Source organism: Rhizobium sp. SJZ105 (assembly GCF_007828365.1).
Lineage (GTDB): Bacteria > Pseudomonadota > Alphaproteobacteria > Rhizobiales > Rhizobiaceae > Agrobacterium > Agrobacterium tumefaciens.
In genome coordinates, this window is record NZ_VIUP01000002.1 from 426,495 (window position 1) to 448,844 (window position 22,350).

The window sequence follows — 22,350 nt, forward strand, 5'->3', positions numbered from 1 at the left end:
GTGAAGGATACAGGCCGGGAATGACCAGAAGCACAAATATGGCGGCATCGCATCAATCCCCGTTGCCGGGTTTCGTTTTGGCGATGCCTCTTTATCCTTCAAAAACCATACAGGTGCCCGGTCTCTTTCTGGCGATATTCGTTTTTTCCATTGGCTTTTTCATTCAATGCAATGTGCTGACCAGCAATCTGGGCCTGCGCTTCCTCAACATCACCGACATGCTTGTCCTGATGACGCTACCCGTTATTGCCCTGCTTTACATTCGCTGTCTGACGCCCTCGATCATCCTGCTTTATCTCGTTCCGCTAACCATTTTTTTTGCACTATCGGCTGTTTTTGCCGACGAACGTGGCGAAGGTGAATTTTACACCACCGCGATGGCATATTTTTACGCGGTCTATTTTCTGTTTTTTGCCTATATGCTGTTTAAGGAGAGCCTTCTCGAACTGTTCTGCTGGGGCATCTTCGCCGGCTTCATCGCGGTGACGATCCTGCTTTTTCTGGACATCGTCATTCACGACCAGCTCGCCTCCCTTGGCCTCTCTTTCATGTTCGATGAAACCGCCGTGCTGGCAGCTGCGGCAAAAGGCGAATTGAGCCCGTTGCTTTTGCGTGTCGAAAAAGCGGGTGGAATCTGGCCGGTGGGCAACACAGCCGGACCTGCCTTTGCGTTGGCGGGTGCGGCAGTCGCCTATCTTGCCGAAAGGCAAAAACGTCCCGCGCTGTTTGCCGTATTTTTGCTGGTCTATCTGGCCAGCTTCACACTTACTCTCAACCGGTCCGGAGTATTTGCGGTTCTTGCGATCGGGGTCTATTTCTACATCAGAAATTTTTCCATCAAAATGCTGCTCAGCACCTATTTTGGTTTTGCCTTGTCCGCCCTTGTCATCGCAGCTGTTTTGCCATTGGGCGCTTTCGATTTTGCAGAACAGATCTTTTCAAAACGGTTTCTAGAGGACAGCAACAGCAGCAACAATGCGCAGGAACGCTGGGATACGCTCACTGGCGGCTTTCAGGTGATGCTCCATCACCCTTTAGGCATTGGTTTTACCGCTCGATACGAAGAACTGTCGAGAATATCGAGGATCGGAACGCCGCATAATGGCTTTCTCGCCACGGCCTATGCATCCGGCATAGGATTTGGCCTTCTCAGCGCCTTTGCGCTTGTTTACGCGATCCTCCGGAAACGAAAAGTCGGTTTCTTCGCCTATTCGGCGATCGGAATCGTTATCGTCTATCAATTTGAAGAGCTGAATTTCAATCCCGTTTTCATGGCCTATATGGGGCTCGTACTCGCCTATACTTTCATTGATCTGGATTTCAGGTTCTTTCTGAAAAATACGATGATGAGGATGGCTGGAATGGCAGAAGAGGACGCTTTGGCGACGGCACGGCCGGCGTAAATTACGGTGAGGTTCTCTCGCTCCAAACCGCACATCCTTGCTGCCAAAATTTGTTCCGTTTTCAAGTGGGCGCTTTAGGTCACTTCGATGATTTCAATCTCTTTGCCACCCAGGCTGACAACATCACCGGCAGATTTTCCCATCAACACTCCTGCGACCGGGGAGACATAAGACATCGATCCAGTGGCCGGATCGGCTTCATCCTCGCCTACGATCCGGAACCGTTGCGTCCTCCCGTCATCACGGCTGAATGTTACCACGCTGCCGAAGGCAACGGTGCCATCAGCAGGAGGGCTCGGCATCAGCTGGGCGGTGCGAACGCGCTCCGCGAAATACCGAATGTCCCGCAGAGGATTGGCCGAAAGCCGACGTCTTTCATTGACGTCTTCGACGGCATTGGCCGTTTCGCAGGCTTCGCGCGCCAATTGCAGCTGCTGCTCCAGCGCTTTCAGCCCAGCCTCCGTCACCAGATTTGGATGAGGCGAAATCACCCGGTCCGGCAGAACCGTTTCGGCTGCGGTTTCGGCACTATCTTCCTTGGTAAAGGCTACACTCAATTCTGGCACTCCATTCCCATGAGATGCCGCTTTGAGCATCTCCCTTGCCGTCCAATCCTGCCACCGCCCATTGCAATGCTGCAATAGCGTGCACCACGGAAACCGCCCATGTACCCCTCATTTCTGGCTCTAACAGGAGGCTTTTCGCCCTGTTAGGGTATTGCCCAAGAGGAGTGAGAAAGCCAACGCTAACGGACAGGAGACGGTCAATGGCCCGGACAGTATTGAATGCGCTTGGAGACACACTCTACTACAGCGACAATTCCACCGGATTTTTTTCCGCCACGGGTTCCGGACCGCTGCTGACAGGCACTGCCGGCAATGATTCCATGTGGGGCGACAGTTCCGTCGATGTGACAATGGCGGGCGGCACGGGCGACGATATTTATTACCTCTATTCCAGTATCAACCGTGCCGTCGAAAATGCCGGGGAGGGTATCGACACCATCGACACCTGGATGAGTTATACCCTGCCCGACAATTTCGAAAACCTGCGGGTAACCGGAGATGGTCGTTATGCCTTCGGAAATGAGCTGGACAACATCATAACCGGCGGATCGGGCAGCCAGACCATTGATGGTGGGGGCGGTAACGACGTGCTGATCGGCGGTGGCGGTGCGGATACATTCGTTTTTACGAGCGGCAACGGCACCGATCTCATCATGGATTTCAGCGCCAACGACACGATCCGGCTTAACGGTTACGGCATCACATCCTTCGAGCAGCTCGTCAGCAATGCCACCCAACAGGGCGATAATCTCTGGCTGAACTTCGCCAACGGCGAGGCCGTCGTTCTTGCCGGAACGACCATCGACGATCTTCAGGCCGACCAGTTCGAGCTCAGCCTCGACCGATCATCCCTCACCCAGACCTTTGCCGACGAATTCGATGCACTTTCACTTCGCAGCGGCGATCAGGGGACTTGGGATGCCAAATATTGGTGGGCACCGGAAAAGGGAAGCTCGCTGACGACGAATGGCGAGGCGCAATGGTACATCAACCCCGCTTATGCCGGCACATCAGAGGTCAATCCCTTCAGCATCAACAACGGTGTCCTGACTATCACCGCCGCGGAAACCCCGCAATCGATCGCCAACGAGGTTGAGGGCTATGATTATACCTCGGGTATGCTGAACACCTATTCGTCGTTCAGCCAGACCTATGGTTATTTCGAAATGCGCGCCGACATGCCGACCGACCGGGGCGCTTGGCCGGCCTTCTGGCTTTTGCCTGAGGACGGCTCCTGGCCACCGGAACTCGATGTCGTGGAGATGCGTGGGCAAAACCCCAATACGCTGATCATGTCCACCCACTCCAATGCAACGGGAGAACAGACATCAGTCATAAACAATGTCAGCGTGCCGAGCACGGAAGGTTTCCACACATATGGCGTGTTGTGGGATGCGGAACATATTACCTGGTATTTCGACGACGTCGCCGTGGCGCAGACGGATACGCCTGATGACATGCACGACCCCATGTATATGGTCGTCAATCTTGCTGTCGGCGGCATGGCAGGAACGCCGTCGGCGGCTGATTTCAGCGACGGTTCGCAGATGATGATCGATTACATCAAAGCCTATTCGCTTTCCGACTGGGCCGCGTAACGAAAAACGCCGGCAGTTGCGTTCAGAACTGCCGGCGCCTCAGACCTCAGCCTGTCGGCTGGGCCTTGTTCAGTTCAGTCATTCAGCCGCGATCTGCATCCGCTCAGTGTAGAGCGACATGAGATGACGCGCCGTTTCAAGGCTCGCGGGCTGTTCGGCCCGGTAGCGGCGGCCGATTTCCATCATCAGCACAGTATCCGGCAGGAAGGTCAGCTCCGAGAAGATGCCCTGCCAGTCGATATCTCCCCAGCCGAGCGGCATATGCAGATCGCCGATGCCGAGAGCGGTATTTTCCTGGTCGAAATACGGCTGATAGAAGCCCTGCGGCCGGCCGAAGGAATCGTGCACATGCAGATGGCCGGCGACCGGCGCCATGGCGCGAAGCTGCTCGCGGAAATCGAGCCCGCGATAGGTGGATTCGAGATAGGCGTGGCTAAAGTCGATCAGCGCCACGACGTTATCATGGCCGATGGCCTTAACGGTCTGGGCCACCTCGGCAGGCGTCTGGCGATATTGGCCGGGTTCGGTGGAGAAGATATTCTCAAGCGCGACCCGCACGCCATAGGGCTTGCAGAATTCCGCCAGCTCGAAAAGCGCCTCCCGCTCACGGGCATCGGCATCGGCCCGCTCGGCGATCTGGTCGGCACGCAGGGCACCACCATGCTGAACGAGGATGCCCGCGCCGATGCGATCGCACAGGACGGCCAGCGCCTTGGCTGCATCTATCTGGTAGCGGCACGTTACCGGGTCCATGAAATTGGACGAAACAAGACCGTGCACCGTGTAACGGAAGTCGAATTCTTTGGCGAGCGCCACGAACCGTTGAGCGCGCTCCTCGATGATGCGACCGCCTGCGATCAGATCAAGGCTCGTTGCGGCGATTTCAACGGTGTCGCAGCCAATTTCGGCAAGCGCACGCAGATCGCTTTCGAGTGTGGCCAGTTCACCGTCGTCCGAGCTGGCGTTGAAGCCGGTTCCAATAAGATTGCTCATGTCATCATCTCCAGGGGTAAGGAAGGTCATGCGAGTTCAGGCTGCCGTACGGCGCGGCGCGCCGTATCGAACAGGTCCGGGCGGTCGATATTGACGTAGTCTACCCCGGCCAATGCGATCTCATTATGAAGGTTGGCATCATCGCCGCCATAATAAACCATGATTTCCAGACCCGCCTTGCGGCATGCCGCGACAAGGCCGGGCTTGCGCATCTGCGCAAGTGTGATCTCGATGATCGAGGCATGGTGAACAGCCGCAGCCAGCGAAGGCGACTTGGCGATATCGAGCGTCATCATCTTGCGGAATTCCGGCGCGGCGGCGGCCAGGCCCCGGCGCATTTCGTCGGAGAAAGAGAAAAAGAAGATGTCGCGCACCATGCCGAGGCTCCGTACCAGTGCCGCCACCTTGACGGGATCGCAATATTTCAGCTCGACATAGACGCCGCAGCGGCCGCGCAAATGGCTGAGATAGGCATCGAGCCGCGGTACAGACGCACCCTTGAAGTTTTCGCCGAACCAGCTGCCGGCATCCAACGCATCGATCTCGCTCGACAGCATGTGGCCGATGGGACCCGTGCCATCGGTGGTACGATCCAGCGTTTCGTCGTGAAAGACATAAAGCACGCCGTCCGCGCTCTCGCGCACGTCGAGCTCGATGTAATCCGCTCCCTGCTGTAAGGCGAGGTCGGCGGCGGCAAAGGTGTTTTCGGGCGCAAAATGGTTGGCGCCGCGATGGGAGACGATTTTAGGCATGGAAATTCCTGTCAGTTTACGGCTTCCGGTTCACGCGCCGGAATAGTCGAATGGTGGGAAAGATCGGCATGCAGCCCGGCGATGCGGTTACCGGCGGCATCGAACACGAGCGTCAGCGCCGATTTGCAGCTGATCCCGACACGATCTCCCGGCGCGTGGCGTATCGTCTCGCCATATTCGAGCGCGTGGATCATGCCTGCGGGCGTATCGATCGTGTAGAACACCTCGCGCCCCATGGGCTCGACGGTGGTAACCTGCCCCTCAAGCCGCGCCTCGGACGATGTGACGAGGGCGATATCTTCCGGGCGCAGGCCAAAGGTGACTTCGCCGTCACAGCGGCCATTGAGGTCGAGCAGGGCATCGCCAATCTGCAACTGCCCGCCCTGCGCCCATCCTTTCAAGAGATTCATTGGCGGCGTGCCGATGAAACCGGCCACGAACAGATTGTCGGGCCTGCGATAAAGATCATCGGGCGTGCCGATCTGGGCAATGGCGCCGTTGTTCATGCAAATGATCCTGTCCGCCATGGTGATCGCCTCGATCTGGTCATGGGTGACGATCAGCGTGGTGATCTTCAGGCGCTTCTGCAGGCTTTTCAGCTCGGCGCGCATGGTGATGCGCAGGGTCGCATCGAGATTGGAAAGCGGCTCGTCCAGTAGCAGGATGTTCGGTTCCTTGACCAGCGCGCGGGCAAGCGCCACACGCTGCTGCTGGCCGCCGGAAAGCTGCGAGGGCCGTCGGTCGAGCAACGCGCTGATCTGCACGAGGCTTGCCGCCTCCTCCACCCGTCGCGTTGCCTCCTCACGCGGAACATTCTTGAAACGCAACGGAAAGGCGATGTTCTGCCGCACCGTCAGGTTGGGATAAAGTGCATAGGACTGGAAGACGATGCCGACATTGCGGTCGCGCGCATCGATGCGATTGACGTTGTGGCCGTCGAAAGAAATCTGACCCGCGGTCGGCGCGTAGAGCCCGGCGAGCAGGAAAAGCGTAGTCGACTTTCCGCATCCGGACGGCCCGAGAACAGCGACGAATTCGCCGTCTTCGATGGAGAGGGTCATCGGTTGCAGAACGCGGGTGTCGCCCCAGCTTTTGGTGACATTGTCGAGGGTGATCCTGGCCATGGCGATTATCCTTTGATCCCGCCGAAACTCATCTGGGTGATGTATTTCTGCGTGAAGATGTAAATGATCAGCACAGGCAGCAGATAGATGATGCCTACGGCAGCGATCATGCCGTAATTCACGCCGGCGCTGTCCTGTGCCACGAAGAAGAGATAGAGGCTCATCGTCATCTGGCTTTTTTCGATGAGCAGGGTCTGGACGAAGACATATTCTTCCCAGCCACGCAGAAAGGTGAAGGTGGCAACCGCGATCAGCCCGCTTCTTACCTGCGGCAGAACCACCATGCGAAAGGCTTGGAAGCGGGTCGCGCCATCGGTGACGGCACTCATTTCGATGTCCCAGGGAACGTTGTCGAAAAAGCCCTTGAGAACAAAAATTGCAAACGGCAGCTCAAGCGCACTCATGACCAGCACGACGCCGAAGAGATTGTTGAGCAGGCCCATGTAATGCAGTTGCACGAAGATCGCGACGGTGAGCGCGAGCGCCGGAAAAGCATGCAGCAGCAAAAGCCCGCGCAGCACATTTTCACGCCCCGCAAAGGTGAAGCGCGACAGCGCATAGGCGGCCGGCGTGGCGACCAGCGCGACGATCAGCGTCTGGGAAGCGGCAAACAGCAGTGAACTGCGCATGGCGGTCCAGACGGATGGCATCAGCGCCATGCGCGTGGTGCCGGTTTTCTCGATATCGCGGCTCCAGAGGAAACTGTAGTTGTCGATAGTCAGATGCGGCAGCACCAGCACGAAGACGAGCGCCGCAACCACGGCACCAAATGCCAGCCATAGCAGCGCGGGATTGCGCAGGCGCGCGGAAAGAAGCGCAACTGCTATCGCCCCGCCATAGGCAAAAGCGGCGATTGCGCCGCTGCGCCACAGCACAAGTCGGCTGAGATTGTCGTCGGAAGTCGTGAGCGACTTCACCAGCAGCCACAGGTAGGGCAGGAGAACCGGCACCGAAACCACCGTCAGGAACACAAGAATGACGGGAACGAAACCGGCGCGATGGGCAAGGCTGCGCCTTTCAAGACGCGTCCAGTCCGGCTTCAGATCAAGGGCACGCCTGCTGTGGGCAGGTGAGTGGGTGTGGGCGAGCGTCATCACAGCACCTCGATTTTGGCGGGAGCAAAAGTCGAGCGCATATTGCTGATGCGCCATTGAATGAGGGTGATGGCAACGCCTATCGCCATCAGGCCAAGCGCAAGTGCAGCACCATAGGCATAGGCGCCGTTTTCGAAGGCGCGCCGGTAGATATAAAGCGGATAGGTCGTGGAATCGTAGACAGGCCCACCGCCGGTGATGAGCAGGATATATTCATAGGTCGTCATCAGTGAGAGCGCCTGATAGAGCGTGATGAAACGGATCGGTGACGAGAGCGCGGGTGCGACGACATGGCGAAGCACACCCCATTCGCTGGCGCCATCGACGCGCGCCGCATTGGCCAGATGCGACGGTATGGAGCGGATGGCCGATGTGAGGATGACCATGGCGAAAGACGCGCCGACGACACCGTTCGCCACCACTACCAGAAACAGCGGAAAGTCGTTGCGCAGGTTGAGAGCGGGTGCGCCGAGCGCGCCAAGAAACTGGTTGAGCAGGCCGGAAGACGTCGGATCGGCGATCCATATCCACAGCACGCCGTAAAGCACGGCGGGGCTCATGCGCGGCAGCAGCCAGAGGCCGCGAAAGAAGTTGCCTAGCCGGTCCGGTATCGCCGTGGTCGTAACGGCCAGAAGCGCGCCAAGCCCGATATTGAAGATGAACAGCGTTGCGCCGACATAGATCAGCGTCGTCAGCAACACCATCGGCAGGCGCACGTCGCGCTGAAACATGCGCTGGAAATTCTCGACCGTGAATTTGCCCACCCTCAGGTTTGCGCCCATGTCGGTAAAGGCGATCACCAGATTGACGACGATCGGGGCAAGAAAGAACAGGCCAAGCAAGGCGAGAGCCGGAGCCAGATAAAAGATCGGCCGGGCCGGGCGACGCGCCCGAAGCTGAAATTGAGACATTACGATATACCGGTGGGAACGCGGAAAAGCCGCCCGGCAGAACCGGGCGGCATGGTTTCGGGCAAACTCAGTTGCTTGCGGCGTCGCGGATTTCGATCTCCGCGCCAAATTGCAGCTCAAGCTCGTCGGCGATGAAATCGACCGCCTGCGCGGCCGTCATCTTGCCGGTCTCAACCGCTTGCAGACCACTGAACAGCACCTTGTTGTAGCTGCCGAACTTGGTGTGGTTGGGCACAAACTGCGCGTATTTCATCATCGGCGAAGCAGCGGAGAGTACCCAGTTATCGCGGTATTTCGGCATGGCCGTCTGGGCGTTGCTGATGGCCGTATGATAGGATGTCACGGCGTGTTCGTTGTTGAAATAGGGCAATGTCGCAAGCGCCACGAGATCGGCGGCGATATCGGCATTGGCACTCTTCGGATTGAGGGTGTAGAGCAGCGGGTGCGACAGGTTGGCCGGCTTGCCGCCTTTTTCGGCTGCCGGAGCGGAAATCCAGCCGATCTTGTTGAAATATCCCTTGCCGTCGGTCGGCCAGGTCGCGCCGTTCTTGTCCCCCACCTGCCAGGCAACCGCCCAGACACCCTGATGGAAGATGAAGGCCTTTTCCTGCTTGAAGGCCGTCTGGATCGCCTCCCAGCTCATGGCGGTATTGTCGACGGGCGTCACGCCTTCCTTGGCATTGCGCTCATACCAGCCGAGCGCCTTGGCCATTTCGGCCTTGGGGAACATCAGCTTGCCGGTCTTTTCGTCCATGAACTTCACGCCAAGGGACTGGAACACCATCAGATAGTCGATACCGACATTCGGGCGGTGCAGCATGCCGTATTGTGCGGCCTTGCCGTCTACCACTTCCTTCGACAGGGCCGTCAGATCGTCGAGCGTGAATTCGCCGGCGTCGACCTTGGCCGGAAGGCCTTCAATGAAGGCTTCGTCCTTGCCGATCTTGCGCAGCATGTCCTTGTTATAGAAGAACATGCGGATTTCCGCGTCCTGCGGAATGCCGTAAATCTTTCCGTCCGTCGCCTTGGCCGAATTCCACAGAACCGGCAGGATATCGCCATAGACCCAGGGAGCAGCGGCAATCTTGTCTTCCATCGGCATGGCATAGCCGTCCTGCGCGAACTGGCCGATCCATTCATGCGGTAGGATGTAGATATCCGGCCCCTGCCCCACCGAAAACGCCTTCAGCGTATCGAGCGCGAAGGAGTCCCAGCCCTGCACGGCGCTGTTGTTGATGTCGATGACGACGCGTTTGTCGACGCCTGCTGCCTTGAACTGCGCGTTCATGATGCCGGCGGCAGCTTCGATGTTGGTGACGCGACCGGGCGCATTCTTGTCGGCGAGCGTCCAGAGCTTGATGTTGATGTCTTCGGCAAAGGCGACAGCCGGCAAAAGCGCGCCGAGGGCAACCGTGGCCATCAGGGTGAGAGACTTGAACATGTGATCCATTCCCGTTGAAACTGATTATTTAATTAAGTTGCTTAATTAACAGCTTCATGACATTTCCCTAGGTAAAGCGCGGGAGAGTGAAACTTTGACTGAGAGACGGCAGGGCGGGTTGGCAGGCATTGGCGCAACACAGGGCGCGCTTCTGGGATATATCAGGCGCAAGGGTTCGGCCTCGCGGGTCGAACTTGCCGACTATTGCAGCATAACGCCGGCTGCCGTGAGCATGATGACGCGCAATCTGCTTGAGCGCGGTATCATCGAGGAAGGTGCACGCCGGCAGGAAGGCCGTGGCGCACCCCATATCGACCTCACGCTCAAAAAAACCGTCGGTTACGCCCTTGGTGTGCACGCCAACCGTTATTCGGTGATGTTGACGCTGTTGAATTTCGGCGGAGAGATCGTTGGAGAATTGCAGATGCGCGGCTCCTATGACGCGTTTTCCGATGTCCAACGGGCGCTTCAGGACGGATCCGAAGAACTACTGACGAAAAATGCGATCAACAGGAGCCAACTGATCGGCGCGGCCATTGCCATGCCGACCCGCTTTCGCAAGGAAGCCATGTCGCTCGATCTTGCCGAAGAGGTTATTTCCTGGGCCGGGTCTGACCTTTCCGCCATGCTGCGCGAGGCGCTGCGTTGTCCGGTGATCATAGAAAATGATGCCAATGCCGCAGCCATGGGTGAACTGACGCTTGGCAATGCGGACGGACACGAAAATTTCGCTTATCTCTATCTCTCCGAGGGGATCGGCGGCGGCATCATTATCAAAAATGAGCTTTATCGCGGTTATCTCGGCAATGCCGGCGAGATAGGCGCCTTGCGCGGCCGCAGCACTTCGCGACCCTCCTTCGAAGACCTGGCGGCATGGTGCGTGGAGCATGTGGGAGAAAAACCCTCGGGGCGCGCACCCGATATCTGGACGGATTACCTCTTGCGCAACTCCGCCGTGTTTGAGGCGTGGCTGGAACGGGCGGGACCGGAGGTTGCGCGCCTCGCCTTCGCTGTGAGCGCCGTTCTGGCGCCCACGGCAATCTTTGTCGGCGGCACCTTACCAAGGATCGTACGACAGCGGCTGGCGGAATGGCTGGATTACGAACGCTCGGACCCGTTCGACGGCGCAAAGGTGATACAGCCGAAAATCCAGCTGCCGGATGTGGTTGCGACAGACCCCGTGGCCTTCGGTGCGGCGGCGATGATCCTGCACGGCGTCGGAGAAGTGCGTTAAAGGCCGGAGCGCATGTCCGGGGGAGGCCTCAGCCGAGATTGGTCACCATGAAATAGATCAGCCAGCAATGCCCGATCACCAGCACGGCCCAGGCCCATTTAGCAAGCCTGATATCGACATCGATGACGGTATTGCTGATTTCCGCCACGCGAAAAGCCTCTTCCTCAACCCGGTTCTCCGGCGGGCGAGATTTCAGCGCCTTCCTAGAAACCGGCTCGCCCACGACATAAAGCCTGTCGTTCGCAACTGATGGACGCGGGCCGTCGTTGGCGCTCCCGTCAAGGGAAAGCACGTCGTCACCCGAGGCGCAACTCACCGCTAATAGCTGTGATGACACCCGCCTGTTACGCATGTTACCTCCATTGGGCATCACAAATCTTCCACACAATAAAAATAAAAAAAATTCACCTGCTGCTCCCGACAAAGCCTTGGCTTTACCGGGCAAATTTGCGATGCGCGCAATACGCGCCGCGCCAGTTGAACCCCTTCTCGCCCCACGCTTTTGCGCTCCCCCGGAAACGCATCGGCATCAGCCCTGCCATTAACGTGCCGGGCTTCCCGGCAAATCGTGCCTTCCCGCGTAAGGCCTTACCTCCCGCTGGATCAGGAAGACGGATTTCTCCACCGGCAGCGGTTCGGCTGTCCGGTAGCGATGAGACCGCTTGGAATATTCAAACCGGATCAGCCTGTCTTCGAACTTCACCGCCAGAACGCGATAGCCGTTGACGACCTCGTTCAGTATTTCCAGCTCTTCTCCCCACAGCCAGCCACCGTAAGAAGTGCCTTCGTTGGAGCGCAGCACGATCTCGAAAAAATGCCCGCCGGCCGCAAATGGCATGCGGAAAATAATATCGAGATTGTCTTCATCTTCGTCGTCGCATGCCGACAGTCTGGCATGGGCAACCTTCGCATGGGCCAGCGCCGAAACCGGATAGAACGGGCGCCCTTTGAACCACATGAACTCACACACCGCATAACCGACGTCGTCGGCACGCTGGTAAGGTTCAGTACGCGGCTCGAACGCCATGTAGCTTCCGTTAAACGCTATCAATTTCGAAAATTCCCGATGCCTGCCAGATGCATGATTGCTGTTTTCCGCCCGTCGCCCGCGCCTCTATTCACGACAATAGGCAAGCGGCGTCACACCAGCGTCAAATGGAACGCCAATGATGACTTTCAATTTCCCGGACACATTGTTAGATGGTGATTCATGAGGGAACGAAATTGGCTGGGAACGCTGAACTGATACCGATCCGGCTTTTTGGCACCCCGCGCTGCGATGCGGTGCGGCAAGCGTTTTTCCCGTCCAAGGGCTTTGCCCTCACTGCCGCCCTGATCCTTGCTCCCAACCAGTCCCTTTCCCGCCAGCAGGCCGCATCGCTGTTGTGGGAAAACGTCGAGCAAAAAAGGGCACTGGGCAATTTGCGGCAGCTGATCCTGCGCCTCCAGAAGCTGTCGAGCGATGACGATGCCATCCTTCTGACAGAAGGGAACGACCTGAAGGCCGGAAAGCTGGCGCAGCGGACCGACCTTGCGATCTTTCTTGCCGGCGCGAGAGCAGAAGATCCGATGCAGCGGCTGCAAGCCCTGCTCGAATTCGGCGGCGATCTGCTGGAGGGGCTGGAGGCTGGGCAGGACCACCTTTATCTCTGGCTGCTGTCTGAGCGACGCCGTCTCAAGGACCTGTTCTTTTCAAGCTATACACCGCTTCTGGAGGAGTTGACGCGGTTCGGCCGCGCCAGTTCGAACAACATCGCATCGCTTGCCGAATGCGCGCTGAAGATCGAGCCGGAGCGCGAGGAAACCTACCGCGCCGCCATGGCGGCCTATGCGCGGGTGGGAAACACCAGCGCCTGCGAGGGAATTTTCCAGCTTCTGATGGAACAGCTCCGCCAGGAGGACCGACCTCCGGAGGCCGAGACAGTGGCGCTTCGACGGCGGATACAAAGTCTGGCCTCGACGATAGTATCCCCCGCCGAACCGGATGAGGGTAGCCGCCGAAAACCGATGGCTAAACCACGCGTCGCCTTCAGCCGTCCGGTGCGGGTGGACGGGCTTGCGGTATCGCCGGTGATGAGTGCCTTTGTCGAGGATGTCGCCAATAGTCTCGTTCGATACCGGACCTTCACCGTTCTTTCGACGCACAGCACCTTTGTAGCGACACACGACCGGACCGACGACAGTTATGCAATGTTGCGGGCGGATTACCGCATCGTCTCCACGGTTTTCGACGATGCCCGCATGTCGGTAGCGCTGATCGAGGAAGCGACCGGAGAAATCGTCTGGTCGCTGGAGGTTGTGCTGACCGCGCGGCATATTCACGCCGCTTTTCGACTGCTGTCCAAACAGGTGGCCGCGGGGCTTGCCCGCGAGATCGAGCGGCTTCAGGTGGAACCAGACCGCAACCACAGCGGCGAGGCCTACCGGCAATTGCTGGAGGGCCAGCAGCTTCTGCGCGGCAAGTGCGACCTGCCGCTTCTTCGAAGAGCACGCTCGATGTTCCGCAAGGCGGTCGATCTGGATAACAGCATGGCGGTTGCCCGCGCCCGCGTGGCGCAGAGCCTGCAGCTGGAATGGCTGATGCTGGGCGGCAACGACCCCCACCTGCTGCACCGCGCCAAGGCGGAGGCAGACGCCTCAGTCGAAATCGATCCCGCTCTTGGCGTCGGCCACTGGATGTGCGCCGTCGTGGCGCTCTACCAGCGGGATTTCGACATATCCGCCGAAAGGTTCTTCGAAGCGGAGGCGCTTGCGCCCAACTCCGCCGACCTTTTGCTCCAGCATGCCGATGCGCTCGCGCATTTCGGCGATGCCGAAACCGCATGGGAAAAGTTTCAGCAAGCCATCGACCTCAATCCGCTCGCACCCGACATCTACTGGTGGGCGGGCGCCAGCATCGCGTTCAAGCGTGAGGATTACGGCACGGCAGTAGAACTGTGCGCGCGCATGGAAAATGACGAGCCGGCATTGCGCGTCTTGACCGCGAGCCACGCGCTCCACGGTGATTTGGACGCTGCCAGGGAAACCGGCAGCAGGCTTCAGGAAAACTATCCGGGTATGACGGCGAGGGAAATCAGCAGCCTGTCCCCAGACCGAGACCCGGTAGCGAATGAAAAATTCTATAACGCACTTCGATTAGCTGGGATCAAATAGGAGTTATTATGTCCTCGCACTTCTTTATTGTCGGAAAAAAGGGTTTCGGCGTTCTCTTCATTCGCACGGCGCCGCTCAGGGTTGCGTCCGTCTCGCATGAGACGATTGCCGCCTATGAAGCCAGCCATCCCGGTGTGGACGGTTACGCGCGCGTTGCTGCGGCGGCAAAATCCATGCTCGTTCGTCAGGACGGCCAGCCCGAAAACGAGCTGGATCAGGTACAGATCCAGGGCATCGAAGCCCTCGTCGCCGGCGGCGCTGTCGTTTCCGAGGCCGATTTCGCCTTTGTCGGCGAAGTGATCGACGCCGGCTGGGATTTCAACCGCATGGTGCAGGCACCGATCGAATCGGCCCTGAAGGCTGTTGGTCCGGCGGGTTCCGTCACCGGCGAGCTGTTCGACGCCATCCTTGCCGACGACACCAACGCGGCGCCTTGATTGCGGCCCCGCAGCCTTGACCGCTGACGGCGCACATATACCAGCGACAGCGGCTTTAGGGCATCCGGACGCTTCGTTCTTTGATCCCGAACTGCTTCGGCGGTTCGGGATTACCCGCGTCGGAGACGTGACCGGTCTCGATATTATCGGCATACCCGTCTGGTTCGCGACGCGGCCCAATTCACGCGGACTGTCTGTCTCCCAGGGCAAGGGGCTTGTCGCGGAGCAGGCACGGCTTTCCGCGATCATGGAAGCGATCGAAGGTGCCGTCGCCGAAGACACCCGCAAACATATCACCACTTTCGGCTCCATTCGTGAGATGCGGGACAAGGGCGCCCCTCTCGTTCCTTTCGAAACAATCGGCCGGGTCGACCCGGACACTCTTGATCTGCGAAACCAACGCGCCTGGGTGAAGGGAACATCCATACGCCAGCAGCTGGAGGTTTTTGCCCCCTATGAACTGGTGGGCATGGATTTTCGCACGGATTTCCCCTGGGACCGGCAGGCCTTTCTCATGAGTTCGCAAGGTCTTGCGGCGGGTTTCGACCATGACCACGCGGTTCTGCACGCCCTGCTCGAACTCATCGAAAACGACGCCTGCTTTCTCGTCGATACCTTCGAAACCCGCAATATCGCGCCGGAACCGGTCGTGTTGCCGATGGGTGTCGACGCATCCTTCGATGCTCTTGCTCAACACCTTTCACATATCGGACTGCCGCCCCGCTTCTTTGATCTCACCAATACGCTCGGCGTGCCTGTAGTCATGGCAAGCCTGCCACGGTCAATCCACGCGCAGGACGGACTTGCCACCCGCAGCGCTGCCGGCGCAGCGTGCCGGTTTGGCACCTATGACGCGGCAATTGCCGCGCTGCTGGAGGCGATCCAGTCGCGACTGACTGACATCAGCGGCGCAAGGGACGATCTCTCTCCTTTGCGCTACCAGCGGGATATGTTTGCGGCGGGACCGGCGGCATCCGAGGTGCGGCCGATGGACCGGATCCCGGCCAGTCTCGATTTTGCGATTAGCGATCCGGCTCTACCCCCGTGGCGTCAGCTTGCAGAGCATCTTTTTGCCGCCGGGATCGACGACATCTATGTCTTTGCGCTGGAAACGGGCGTATCCGGTCTGCATGTCGTCCGGGTTCTGGCAAGCGGCCTCACCCCTGCCGGTGGTGGCCTTCAACGTATATCGCAGCGGACGCTCGACCGGTTCCTGAACCTCGGAGGCCTTTGATGAAGCCGGTGGTTTTTGCGGGCCCGTCCATCCACGGCATCACACCCGCGCAGATTTCCGGCCTCGATCTTCGTGGCCCGGCTGCCTGCGGCGATATTTTCGACGCGGTAAAGCAGGGTGCCCGGACAATCGGGCTGATCGACGGCCTCTACGGTGACTGCGCCGCCGTGTGGCACAAGGAAATCCTGTTTGCACTGACAGGCGGCGTCACTGTTCTTGGTGCCGCCAGCATGGGCGCGCTAAGAGCGGCGGAATGCGCGGCCTTCGGCATGATCGGCATCGGCGAAATCTTTGAAGCCTATCGGGACGGGCTGCGTTTTTCCGACGCCGATGTGGCAGTCAGCCACGCGCCCGGCGAACTCGACTACCGCCCGCTGACAATCGCGCTTGTCGATGCCGAAGCGACGCTCGAAGCGTGTCGCGCCGCTATCGCCCCAGAGGAACACGACGCCTTGCTGAACGCCGCCCGCAAGCTGCATTTTAACCGCAGGACATGGCGTGCAATGGCAACTGAGGCAAACCTCAACCTCGAGACCGCAAATTTTCTGGCCGGAAACGCGGTTTCCGCCAAACGCAACGATGCGGCCCGGCTTTTAGGCCTGCTTGGCAGCGGAGAATTGCCATCCCCGCCGCCGCAATCGTGGAAATTACAGAACACGGTATTTTTCCAGCAATTGGCCACGCGGAAGACGGCGGGAGAAAAAGCGTCTTGACCGCTGCCCCGCACCCATCTCTGCTGCCCGATTGCGGAGGGCTGATCCGGACAATCGCGCTTGCCTTGCCCGCCGCGTTTTTTGCGGGTGACAGGGCTGACGGGGGCGTATCTCCTCTCATCCCGATCGGAAACCTGCTTTCGGCTCTGCCTTCCGACGTCACGGCCCTTGTTCTTATCGATGGCCCCTGTCTCGCCTCCGCTGAAAGCTGGCTCAGCAGGCTGGCAGCCACCTGCACCGCAGAACTGTTGCCGCTCGATGCAACCAGCAGCGTTTCGCACCCGTGGATACAGGACGTGTTCCACGTTCGGACTGCTGATGGGATCGCAACCGAACTGCTTTGTGCATCGGAAAGCGCCATCACTGGCGAGCTCGCCAATCGTCTCGGGCTTGCCGCCAACGCTTCGCATGTCACTTTGCCGGGCGGTAACCAGCTAGTCGGGCCGGACTTTCGATTGGTGGGCCATTCCAGCCTGCAGGACGACAGGGGTATGGCAAACAATGCGGCAACCGAACGGCCGCAACAATGGCGGCGGGTTCAGGCAATCGACTACAGAACCGTGCGCAGTTTCGGATATCGGCCGGAAGACCTCGGCAATGCCTCGGCCTCAATCGCTCTTACCTTGGCAAACACGTCGCCTCCGGCGATCACCTTCGGAAAAATCCACCAATGCGGTTTCCACGTCGACCAGTTCGTTTCGGTCACAGGTCTAAGACGCGATGGCCACCCGCTATTGCTGGTTGCGGATCCGGTGGCCCATGAATGCAACGCCCGTAATGCGATGGATTTGAAACGAAAACTGGATGCCTCCGTTCTATTGCTGGCACAGCAGGGCTTCGCAATCCTGCGAAATCCCATTCCGGTTTTACCCGCCATCGACACCAAAAAATGCCTGCCTCGGCTTTATAACAACGTGCTTGTCGAAAATATCGTGCGCTCCGACCAAGAGAAGCCATTCGTCTGGGTTCCCCATTTCGGTGATGCGGAAACGCTCGACGGTTTCGACCGAGAGAACAGGAAAATTTGGGAAAGACTGGGCTTTCAAGCCATCGGCGTGGCAGGCTGGAGCCATTTTGCCAGCCGAAACGGGGCATTGCGATGTGCAACAAAGGTGATAAACCGTCAACCAGCACAGCATACCGACGGAAAACAGCCTTACTTTATCAGTAACACCTCACAATACCCGTGGAAATTGTGTTGAATGTCTACCTTCAACAATATTAATTGATAAATATCCAATTTAAGAACCTCACAACTGGAGGAGTTCATGATGCAGGCCAAACTACCCAGCCCGATCGATGTGCATGTGGGTACACAAATCCGAATGCGCCGCAAGTCGCTCGGCATGAGTCAAAGCGCGCTGGCGGGCCGGTTGGGCATTACCTTCCAGCAGGTCCAGAAATACGAAAAGGGTGCCAATCGCGTCGGCGCGTCCCGTTTGCAAGCCATTGCATCGGTTCTCGGCGTCGATGTCAGCTCTTTGTTCGCCAATGCGACGCCGGATGTCGGAAACGCCAATCCCGCCCTTGGCACGATCAATGCCATGCAGTCTTTCGTTGCGTCGAATGAAGGATTTTCGCTCAATCAGGCCTTTGCCCGAATCAAGAGCGCAACCGTGCGCAAGAGCATCGTTGCCCTCGTGACATCGCTTGCGGCTACCGAAGCGGCGGAAAATAACGGCGCGCCGGAAAACAAGAGCGACGATTGACGCAGGTGTGACGCTCGCGTGACGCTCGATGTGGTCGAAAATGAACAACGCGGGATCAACGCGTTTTCATACTGTCGACTGTCGAGAGGGAATCATGGTGGCGTCTACCGCAGCAATACTTGAAGAGGACAATGCAGACGAGATTCTGGCGCTCGGGCGGATGGTTTCCTATCTTTGCCAGCGCTCCAAATCTCTGGAACTGGGGATGTCGACCTATTTCCTAGAAATGGCATTGCTGTCGCTGGCCCAGGACATCAATCAGCATGGCTCGCTACCGGCCGGCGCAGAAATGAACGGCAGCAGTTTCGCACACGCCGAACTCCATTAAAACACCGCTTTTTAACGACCGCGTCTGCAATTGCGCAGAGCCGCAGACATTTTTCGTCTGCGGTTCCGGCTGGGCTGAAACACACCGGACGCATATATTTTTTAGTCAACTCCAAGAACTTTTGTTCCCAGCATTTGTCGAGGCCCGGTTTTTACCGGGCCTCGATTTGTAGTGGAAGTAAAGACGACAGAATTCTGTCGTCAGGCAACGACCGCGCCCGGACCGGCCACAGCACCTGATGGCACCTTGCCCAGAATAATCATGCCGAGGACCTCGTCCTTCGTCACATCTTCCGTGCGGGCATGGCCGACCATCTTGCCGTTTTTCATGACGAACACCCGGTCGGCGAGATCGAAGACGTCATGGATATCGTGGCTGATTAGGAAGATGCCGATGCCCTGCCGTTTCAGTTCCTTGACGAGATCGCCGACCTGTGCCGTTTCCTGCGGCCCGAGTGCTGCCGTCGGTTCGTCCATGATGAGGATGCGGGCATCGAACAGAATGGCGCGGGCGATTGCCACGGACTGCCGCTGGCCACCGGAAAGCGCCTTCACCGGCTCCTTGAACCGCCGGAAATTGGGGTTGAGACGCCCCATGACCTCGCGGGCCGAAGCTTCCATGGCGACATCATCCAATGTTCCCCATTTCGTCTTCAGCTCGCGGCCGAGATAAAGATTGGCCGCCGCATCGACATTATCCGCCACCGCCAGCGTCTGGTAGATGGTTTCGATGCCGTATTTCTTGGCGTCGCGGGGATTGCGGATATCCGCATCCTCGCCGTTGATGAGGATTTCGCCCCCATCCCGCCGGTATGCACCGGACAATATCTTGATGAGCGTCGATTTGCCGGCGCCGTTGTGGCCAAGAAGGGCCACCACCTCACCTGGGAAAAGATCGACAGAGGCGTTTTCCACCGCATGGATACCACCGAAGGAAATGGAAATATTGCGCATTTCCACGAGGGGCGTGACTTGTTCCGTCATTGGGGTTCTCCTCGGTTCTTACTTGGCGCGGGCGCGGTAGATGGTGTCGAGCCAGACGGCGACGACCAGAACCACACCGACGACGATGCGCTGAAAGGGCGTATCGATGCCCACAAGCACCATGCCGGATTGCAGCGATTGCATGACGAGCGCGCCGAGCATCGCGCCCGCTATGGTGCCGACGCCGCCGGCGAGCGACGTGCCGCCGATGACCGCCGCCGCGATCGTATAAAGTTCATCCAATTCACCCTGAGCATTGGTGGCCGCGTTGAGGCGGGCAGTCGAGATTGCCGCCGCGATGGCGCAGAGAACGCCCATCAGCGTGAAAATCTTCACCGTGACCCAGCGGGTCTTGATGCCGGCGAGCTCCGCCGCTTCCGGGTTGCCGCCGATGGCGAAAACATAACGCCCGAAGCGAAGCCTCGTCGCGATGAAGGTCATGACAGCACCGACGGCAAGCGCCATCAGCACCGGAATGGCAATGCCGTGCGGAATGAACAGGCCACCATCCGGCCAGGTAATGCCATTGGCATCGGCATAGTTGCGGGCAATGTTGACCGGCCAGGGATAGCTGTTGACGACAGCTACGAAACCGACGACGACGACGCAGCCAAGTGCCACCAGGAAATATTCCGCCCAGACGGGCCGCAGCGGAAAACCGAAACGGCGACGCTGGTGGCGGGAATTCAGGATTGCCGCAACAATGGCGACGCAGGCGACAATGGCTGCGATCCAGCTCCATGTCGCGCCGATCGAGCCGCTGGTGCCGCCACCCATCAGGCGGAAGGTGGAATCCATCGGCGCCACGGTGCGGCCGCTGGTGACGAACCATGTGCCACCGCGCCAGACCAGCAGACCACCAAGCGTGACGATGAAGGACGGCACGTTCAGGAAGGCGATGATCGAGCCCTGCAGCATGCCGATCGCTCCACCGACGAGAATGCCGACCAGAAGCGTGACGATCCATGTCGCCCAATGTTCAAAGCCGAGGAGCTGCGGCAGGATTTCCGCTTGCATGACACCCATGATCATGCCGGAAAAACCGAGGATCGACCCGACCGACAGATCGATGTTGCGGGTAACGATGACAAGCACCATGCCTGTCGCCATCACCGCGACCGAAGCGGTCTGGACGGAGAGGTTCCAGAGGTTTCTCGGCGTCAGGAACAGCCCGCCCGAAAGAATATGGAAACCGATCCAGATCAGAAGAAGCGCGCCGACCATGCCGAGCAGCCGGGTATCAAGCTCCGTGGCACTGATGAAACGCGAAATCGAGCCCGTCTTTTCCGTCTTGGGGGACGCTGTGGAATTGGATTGTGTCATGTCGGCCATGGACTGCCGGTCCTCCTTACATCTGAAAGGCGCCGCGCCACGTATCAGTGGCGCGGCGCCCAAACATCAACCTAGCGGTCTCAGTTGCAGGCCTTGACGGATCCGGCCTTTACACCCTGGCAGGCCGTTTCCTTCTTGATCCAGCCGGCGTCGATGACGACGTTCAGATTGTCCTTGGTAATGGCGATGGGCTTGAGGAAGACTGACTGCATCGTCACTTTTTTCGGACCGCCATCAAAAGCGGCAACGCCCTTGATTTCCGTCATCTTCTTGCCGCCCGCAAGTTCCAGCGCGATGCCGGCAGCTTCCTTGCCGAGTTCGCGGCTATCCTTCCAGACAGATACCGTCTGCGTGCCGAGCGCTACGCGGTTGAGCGCGGCGAAGTCCGCATCCTGACCGGATACAGGAACAGAACCTGCGAGGCCCTGCGCGGCAAGAGCGGCAATTGCGCCACCGGCCGTTCCGTCGTTCGAGGCGACGACCGCATCGACCTTGTTGTTATTCTTGGTCAGGAACTGCTCCATGTTCTTCTGGGCATTTTCCGGCTTCCAGCCATCGGTATAGGCTTCGCCGACATTCTTGATCTTGCCCGCGTCGACAGCGGCCTTCAGAACTTCCTGCTGTCCGGCAAAAAGAAAGTCCGCATTCGGATCGGAAGACGAACCCTTGATGAAGACGTAGTTGCCTTCCGGCTTGACCTTGAAGACTTCGGCGGCCTGAAGGCGACCGACTTCCTTGTTGTCGAAAGTGATGTAGAAGGCGTTCTTGTTTTCGATCAGGCGGTCGTAACCCACCACCGGAATACCTTCAGCGACGGCCTTTTCAACGGCCGGGCCAATCGCGTCGCTGTCCTGCGCAAGAATGATCAACGCATTGGCGCCCTGGGAAATCAGCGATTCCACGTCAGTCAGCTGTTTTGCGGCGGACGACTGCGCATCGGCGGAAATATACTTCGCACCGGCCTTGTCGAGAGCTGCCTTGATTGCCGCCTCATCCGTCTTCCAGCGCTCTTCCTGGAAATTGGACCAGGAAACGCCAACGACGAGATCAGCAGCAATGGCTGCGGTGTGCAGGGAAACGAGTACAGCTGTACCCGCCAAAAGCTTGGCAAACGAATTCATGATGTCCTCCCGGTAAGGGCGAAGCCTGCACCTCCATGCAGGGAAAACGCCCGGAAAAAGCTGTCGGGCTCTGTGATTTCACAATTTTCTCGACAGTCGAGAAAATTAATGTCAGAGATTTCCCATGCTGTCAACAACGGCTGCGGGCAGCATCCGGGTGCCTTGATCTTGCTCGTGGCGTGCGCCATCAGAGGGGATAAGCACGACAGGAAAAAGCCGTTCAG

General features: G+C 58.6%; 22 protein-coding genes. 10 read left to right on the plus strand and 12 right to left on the minus strand.

All coding sequences use genetic code 11. From position 1 onward, the window contains the following. Window positions 1–20 precede the first annotated feature (20 nt). Window positions 21–1,403, plus strand: a complete 1,383-nt coding sequence (locus FB593_RS27510) for an O-antigen ligase family protein (protein WP_019564835.1) — start codon at window positions 21–23, stop codon at window positions 1,401–1,403. A gap of 74 nt (window positions 1,404–1,477) precedes the next feature. On the opposite strand, the gene greA is transcribed toward FB593_RS27510, so the two are convergent. Next, entirely contained in the window at window positions 1,478–1,960 is a 483-nt protein-coding gene (gene greA / locus FB593_RS11115) for a transcription elongation factor GreA (protein WP_019564836.1), read from the minus strand. Between the two features lie 209 nt (window positions 1,961–2,169). On the opposite strand from greA, the gene FB593_RS11120 reads away from it, so the two are divergent. After that, window positions 2,170–3,567 (plus strand): family 16 glycosylhydrolase, encoded by a 1,398-nt coding sequence (locus FB593_RS11120; RefSeq protein ID WP_035199591.1) that lies wholly within the window; start codon window positions 2,170–2,172, stop codon window positions 3,565–3,567. A gap of 78 nt (window positions 3,568–3,645) precedes the next feature. Here the strand turns inward: FB593_RS11120 and FB593_RS11125 are convergent, their stop codons facing one another. The 6 genes from FB593_RS11125 to FB593_RS11150 all read right to left on the minus strand — a co-directional run bounded on the left by FB593_RS11125 (window position 3,646) and on the right by FB593_RS11150 (window position 9,882). Continuing rightward, a complete protein-coding gene (locus FB593_RS11125; protein ID WP_003511278.1) occupies window positions 3,646–4,560 on the minus strand; it encodes a TIM barrel protein in 915 nt (304 codons plus the stop codon). Window positions 4,561–4,586: 26 nt separating this feature from the next. Then, the gene (locus FB593_RS11130) at window positions 4,587–5,312 is read right to left on the minus strand and encodes a glycerophosphodiester phosphodiesterase family protein (RefSeq protein WP_035199592.1); all 726 of its coding nucleotides are present in this window, start codon (window positions 5,310–5,312) and stop codon (window positions 4,587–4,589) included. Between the two features lie 11 nt (window positions 5,313–5,323). Further along, window positions 5,324–6,436, minus strand: coding sequence for an ABC transporter ATP-binding protein (locus tag FB593_RS11135; RefSeq protein ID WP_145166565.1), 1,113 nt, complete (start codon window positions 6,434–6,436; stop codon window positions 5,324–5,326). A gap of 5 nt (window positions 6,437–6,441) precedes the next feature. Beyond that, a complete protein-coding gene (locus FB593_RS11140) occupies window positions 6,442–7,530 on the minus strand; it encodes a carbohydrate ABC transporter permease (RefSeq protein WP_113472764.1) in 1,089 nt (362 codons plus the stop codon). Then, window positions 7,530–8,441 (minus strand): carbohydrate ABC transporter permease, encoded by a 912-nt coding sequence (locus FB593_RS11145; RefSeq protein WP_003511283.1) that lies wholly within the window; start codon window positions 8,439–8,441, stop codon window positions 7,530–7,532. The genes FB593_RS11140 and FB593_RS11145 overlap by 1 nt, the downstream gene beginning before the upstream one ends. A 67-nt stretch (window positions 8,442–8,508) precedes the next feature. Beyond that, complete coding sequence (locus FB593_RS11150; RefSeq protein ID WP_145166566.1) at window positions 8,509–9,882, minus strand: ABC transporter substrate-binding protein; 1,374 nt, start codon at window positions 9,880–9,882, stop codon at window positions 8,509–8,511. Between the two features lie 94 nt (window positions 9,883–9,976). Between FB593_RS11150 and FB593_RS11155 the strand changes: the two genes are divergently transcribed. Further along, complete coding sequence (locus tag FB593_RS11155; RefSeq protein WP_145166567.1) at window positions 9,977–11,116, plus strand: ROK family transcriptional regulator; 1,140 nt, start codon at window positions 9,977–9,979, stop codon at window positions 11,114–11,116. 28 nt (window positions 11,117–11,144) lie between these two features. Here the strand turns inward: FB593_RS11155 and FB593_RS11160 are convergent, their stop codons facing one another. Continuing rightward, window positions 11,145–11,468, minus strand: coding sequence for a hypothetical protein (locus FB593_RS11160; RefSeq protein ID WP_162719847.1), 324 nt, complete (start codon window positions 11,466–11,468; stop codon window positions 11,145–11,147). Window positions 11,469–11,657: 189 nt separating this feature from the next. Next, complete coding sequence (locus FB593_RS11165; protein WP_065687900.1) at window positions 11,658–12,143, minus strand: hypothetical protein; 486 nt, start codon at window positions 12,141–12,143, stop codon at window positions 11,658–11,660. A 173-nt stretch (window positions 12,144–12,316) separates the two neighbouring features. Here FB593_RS11165 and FB593_RS11170 point away from each other — a divergent pair, with 173 nt between their 5' ends. The 7 genes from FB593_RS11170 (at window position 12,317) to FB593_RS11200 (ending at window position 18,690) form a co-directional block, all read left to right on the plus strand. Next, window positions 12,317–14,269 carry a BTAD domain-containing putative transcriptional regulator gene (locus FB593_RS11170; protein ID WP_065687901.1) on the plus strand — a complete coding sequence of 651 codons (1,953 nt, stop codon included), beginning with the start codon at window positions 12,317–12,319 and terminating at the stop codon, window positions 14,267–14,269. 8 nt (window positions 14,270–14,277) lie between these two features. Continuing rightward, the gene (locus FB593_RS11175) at window positions 14,278–14,706 is read left to right on the plus strand and encodes a hypothetical protein (protein WP_003511290.1); all 429 of its coding nucleotides are present in this window, start codon (window positions 14,278–14,280) and stop codon (window positions 14,704–14,706) included. Between the two features lie 127 nt (window positions 14,707–14,833). Then, window positions 14,834–15,940, plus strand: coding sequence for a YcaO-like family protein (locus tag FB593_RS11180; protein ID WP_236736221.1), 1,107 nt, complete (start codon window positions 14,834–14,836; stop codon window positions 15,938–15,940). Next, window positions 15,940–16,653 carry a TfuA-like protein gene (locus tag FB593_RS11185; RefSeq protein ID WP_065687902.1) on the plus strand — a complete coding sequence of 238 codons (714 nt, stop codon included), beginning with the start codon at window positions 15,940–15,942 and terminating at the stop codon, window positions 16,651–16,653. Before FB593_RS11180 ends, FB593_RS11185 begins: the two co-directional genes overlap by 1 nt. Next, a complete protein-coding gene (locus FB593_RS11190; protein WP_065687903.1) occupies window positions 16,650–17,855 on the plus strand; it encodes a hypothetical protein in 1,206 nt (401 codons plus the stop codon). The genes FB593_RS11185 and FB593_RS11190 overlap by 4 nt, the downstream gene beginning before the upstream one ends. Window positions 17,856–17,924: 69 nt before the next feature. Continuing rightward, window positions 17,925–18,362 carry a helix-turn-helix domain-containing protein gene (locus tag FB593_RS11195; RefSeq protein ID WP_025595440.1) on the plus strand — a complete coding sequence of 146 codons (438 nt, stop codon included), beginning with the start codon at window positions 17,925–17,927 and terminating at the stop codon, window positions 18,360–18,362. A 94-nt stretch (window positions 18,363–18,456) separates the two neighbouring features. Beyond that, window positions 18,457–18,690, plus strand: a complete 234-nt coding sequence (locus FB593_RS11200) for a hypothetical protein (RefSeq protein WP_065687904.1) — start codon at window positions 18,457–18,459, stop codon at window positions 18,688–18,690. 200 nt (window positions 18,691–18,890) lie between these two features. On the opposite strand, the gene FB593_RS11205 is transcribed toward FB593_RS11200, so the two are convergent. From FB593_RS11205 to xylF, 3 genes are all read right to left on the minus strand, one after another. Next, a complete protein-coding gene (locus FB593_RS11205; protein ID WP_145166568.1) occupies window positions 18,891–19,673 on the minus strand; it encodes an ATP-binding cassette domain-containing protein in 783 nt (260 codons plus the stop codon). An 18-nt stretch (window positions 19,674–19,691) separates the two neighbouring features. Continuing rightward, window positions 19,692–21,005, minus strand: a complete 1,314-nt coding sequence (locus tag FB593_RS11210; RefSeq protein ID WP_003511299.1) for a sugar ABC transporter permease — start codon at window positions 21,003–21,005, stop codon at window positions 19,692–19,694. An 80-nt stretch (window positions 21,006–21,085) separates the two neighbouring features. Beyond that, window positions 21,086–22,126, minus strand: coding sequence for a D-xylose ABC transporter substrate-binding protein (gene xylF / locus FB593_RS11215; RefSeq protein WP_003511300.1), 1,041 nt, complete (start codon window positions 22,124–22,126; stop codon window positions 21,086–21,088). Window positions 22,127–22,350: the final 224 nt, after the last annotated feature.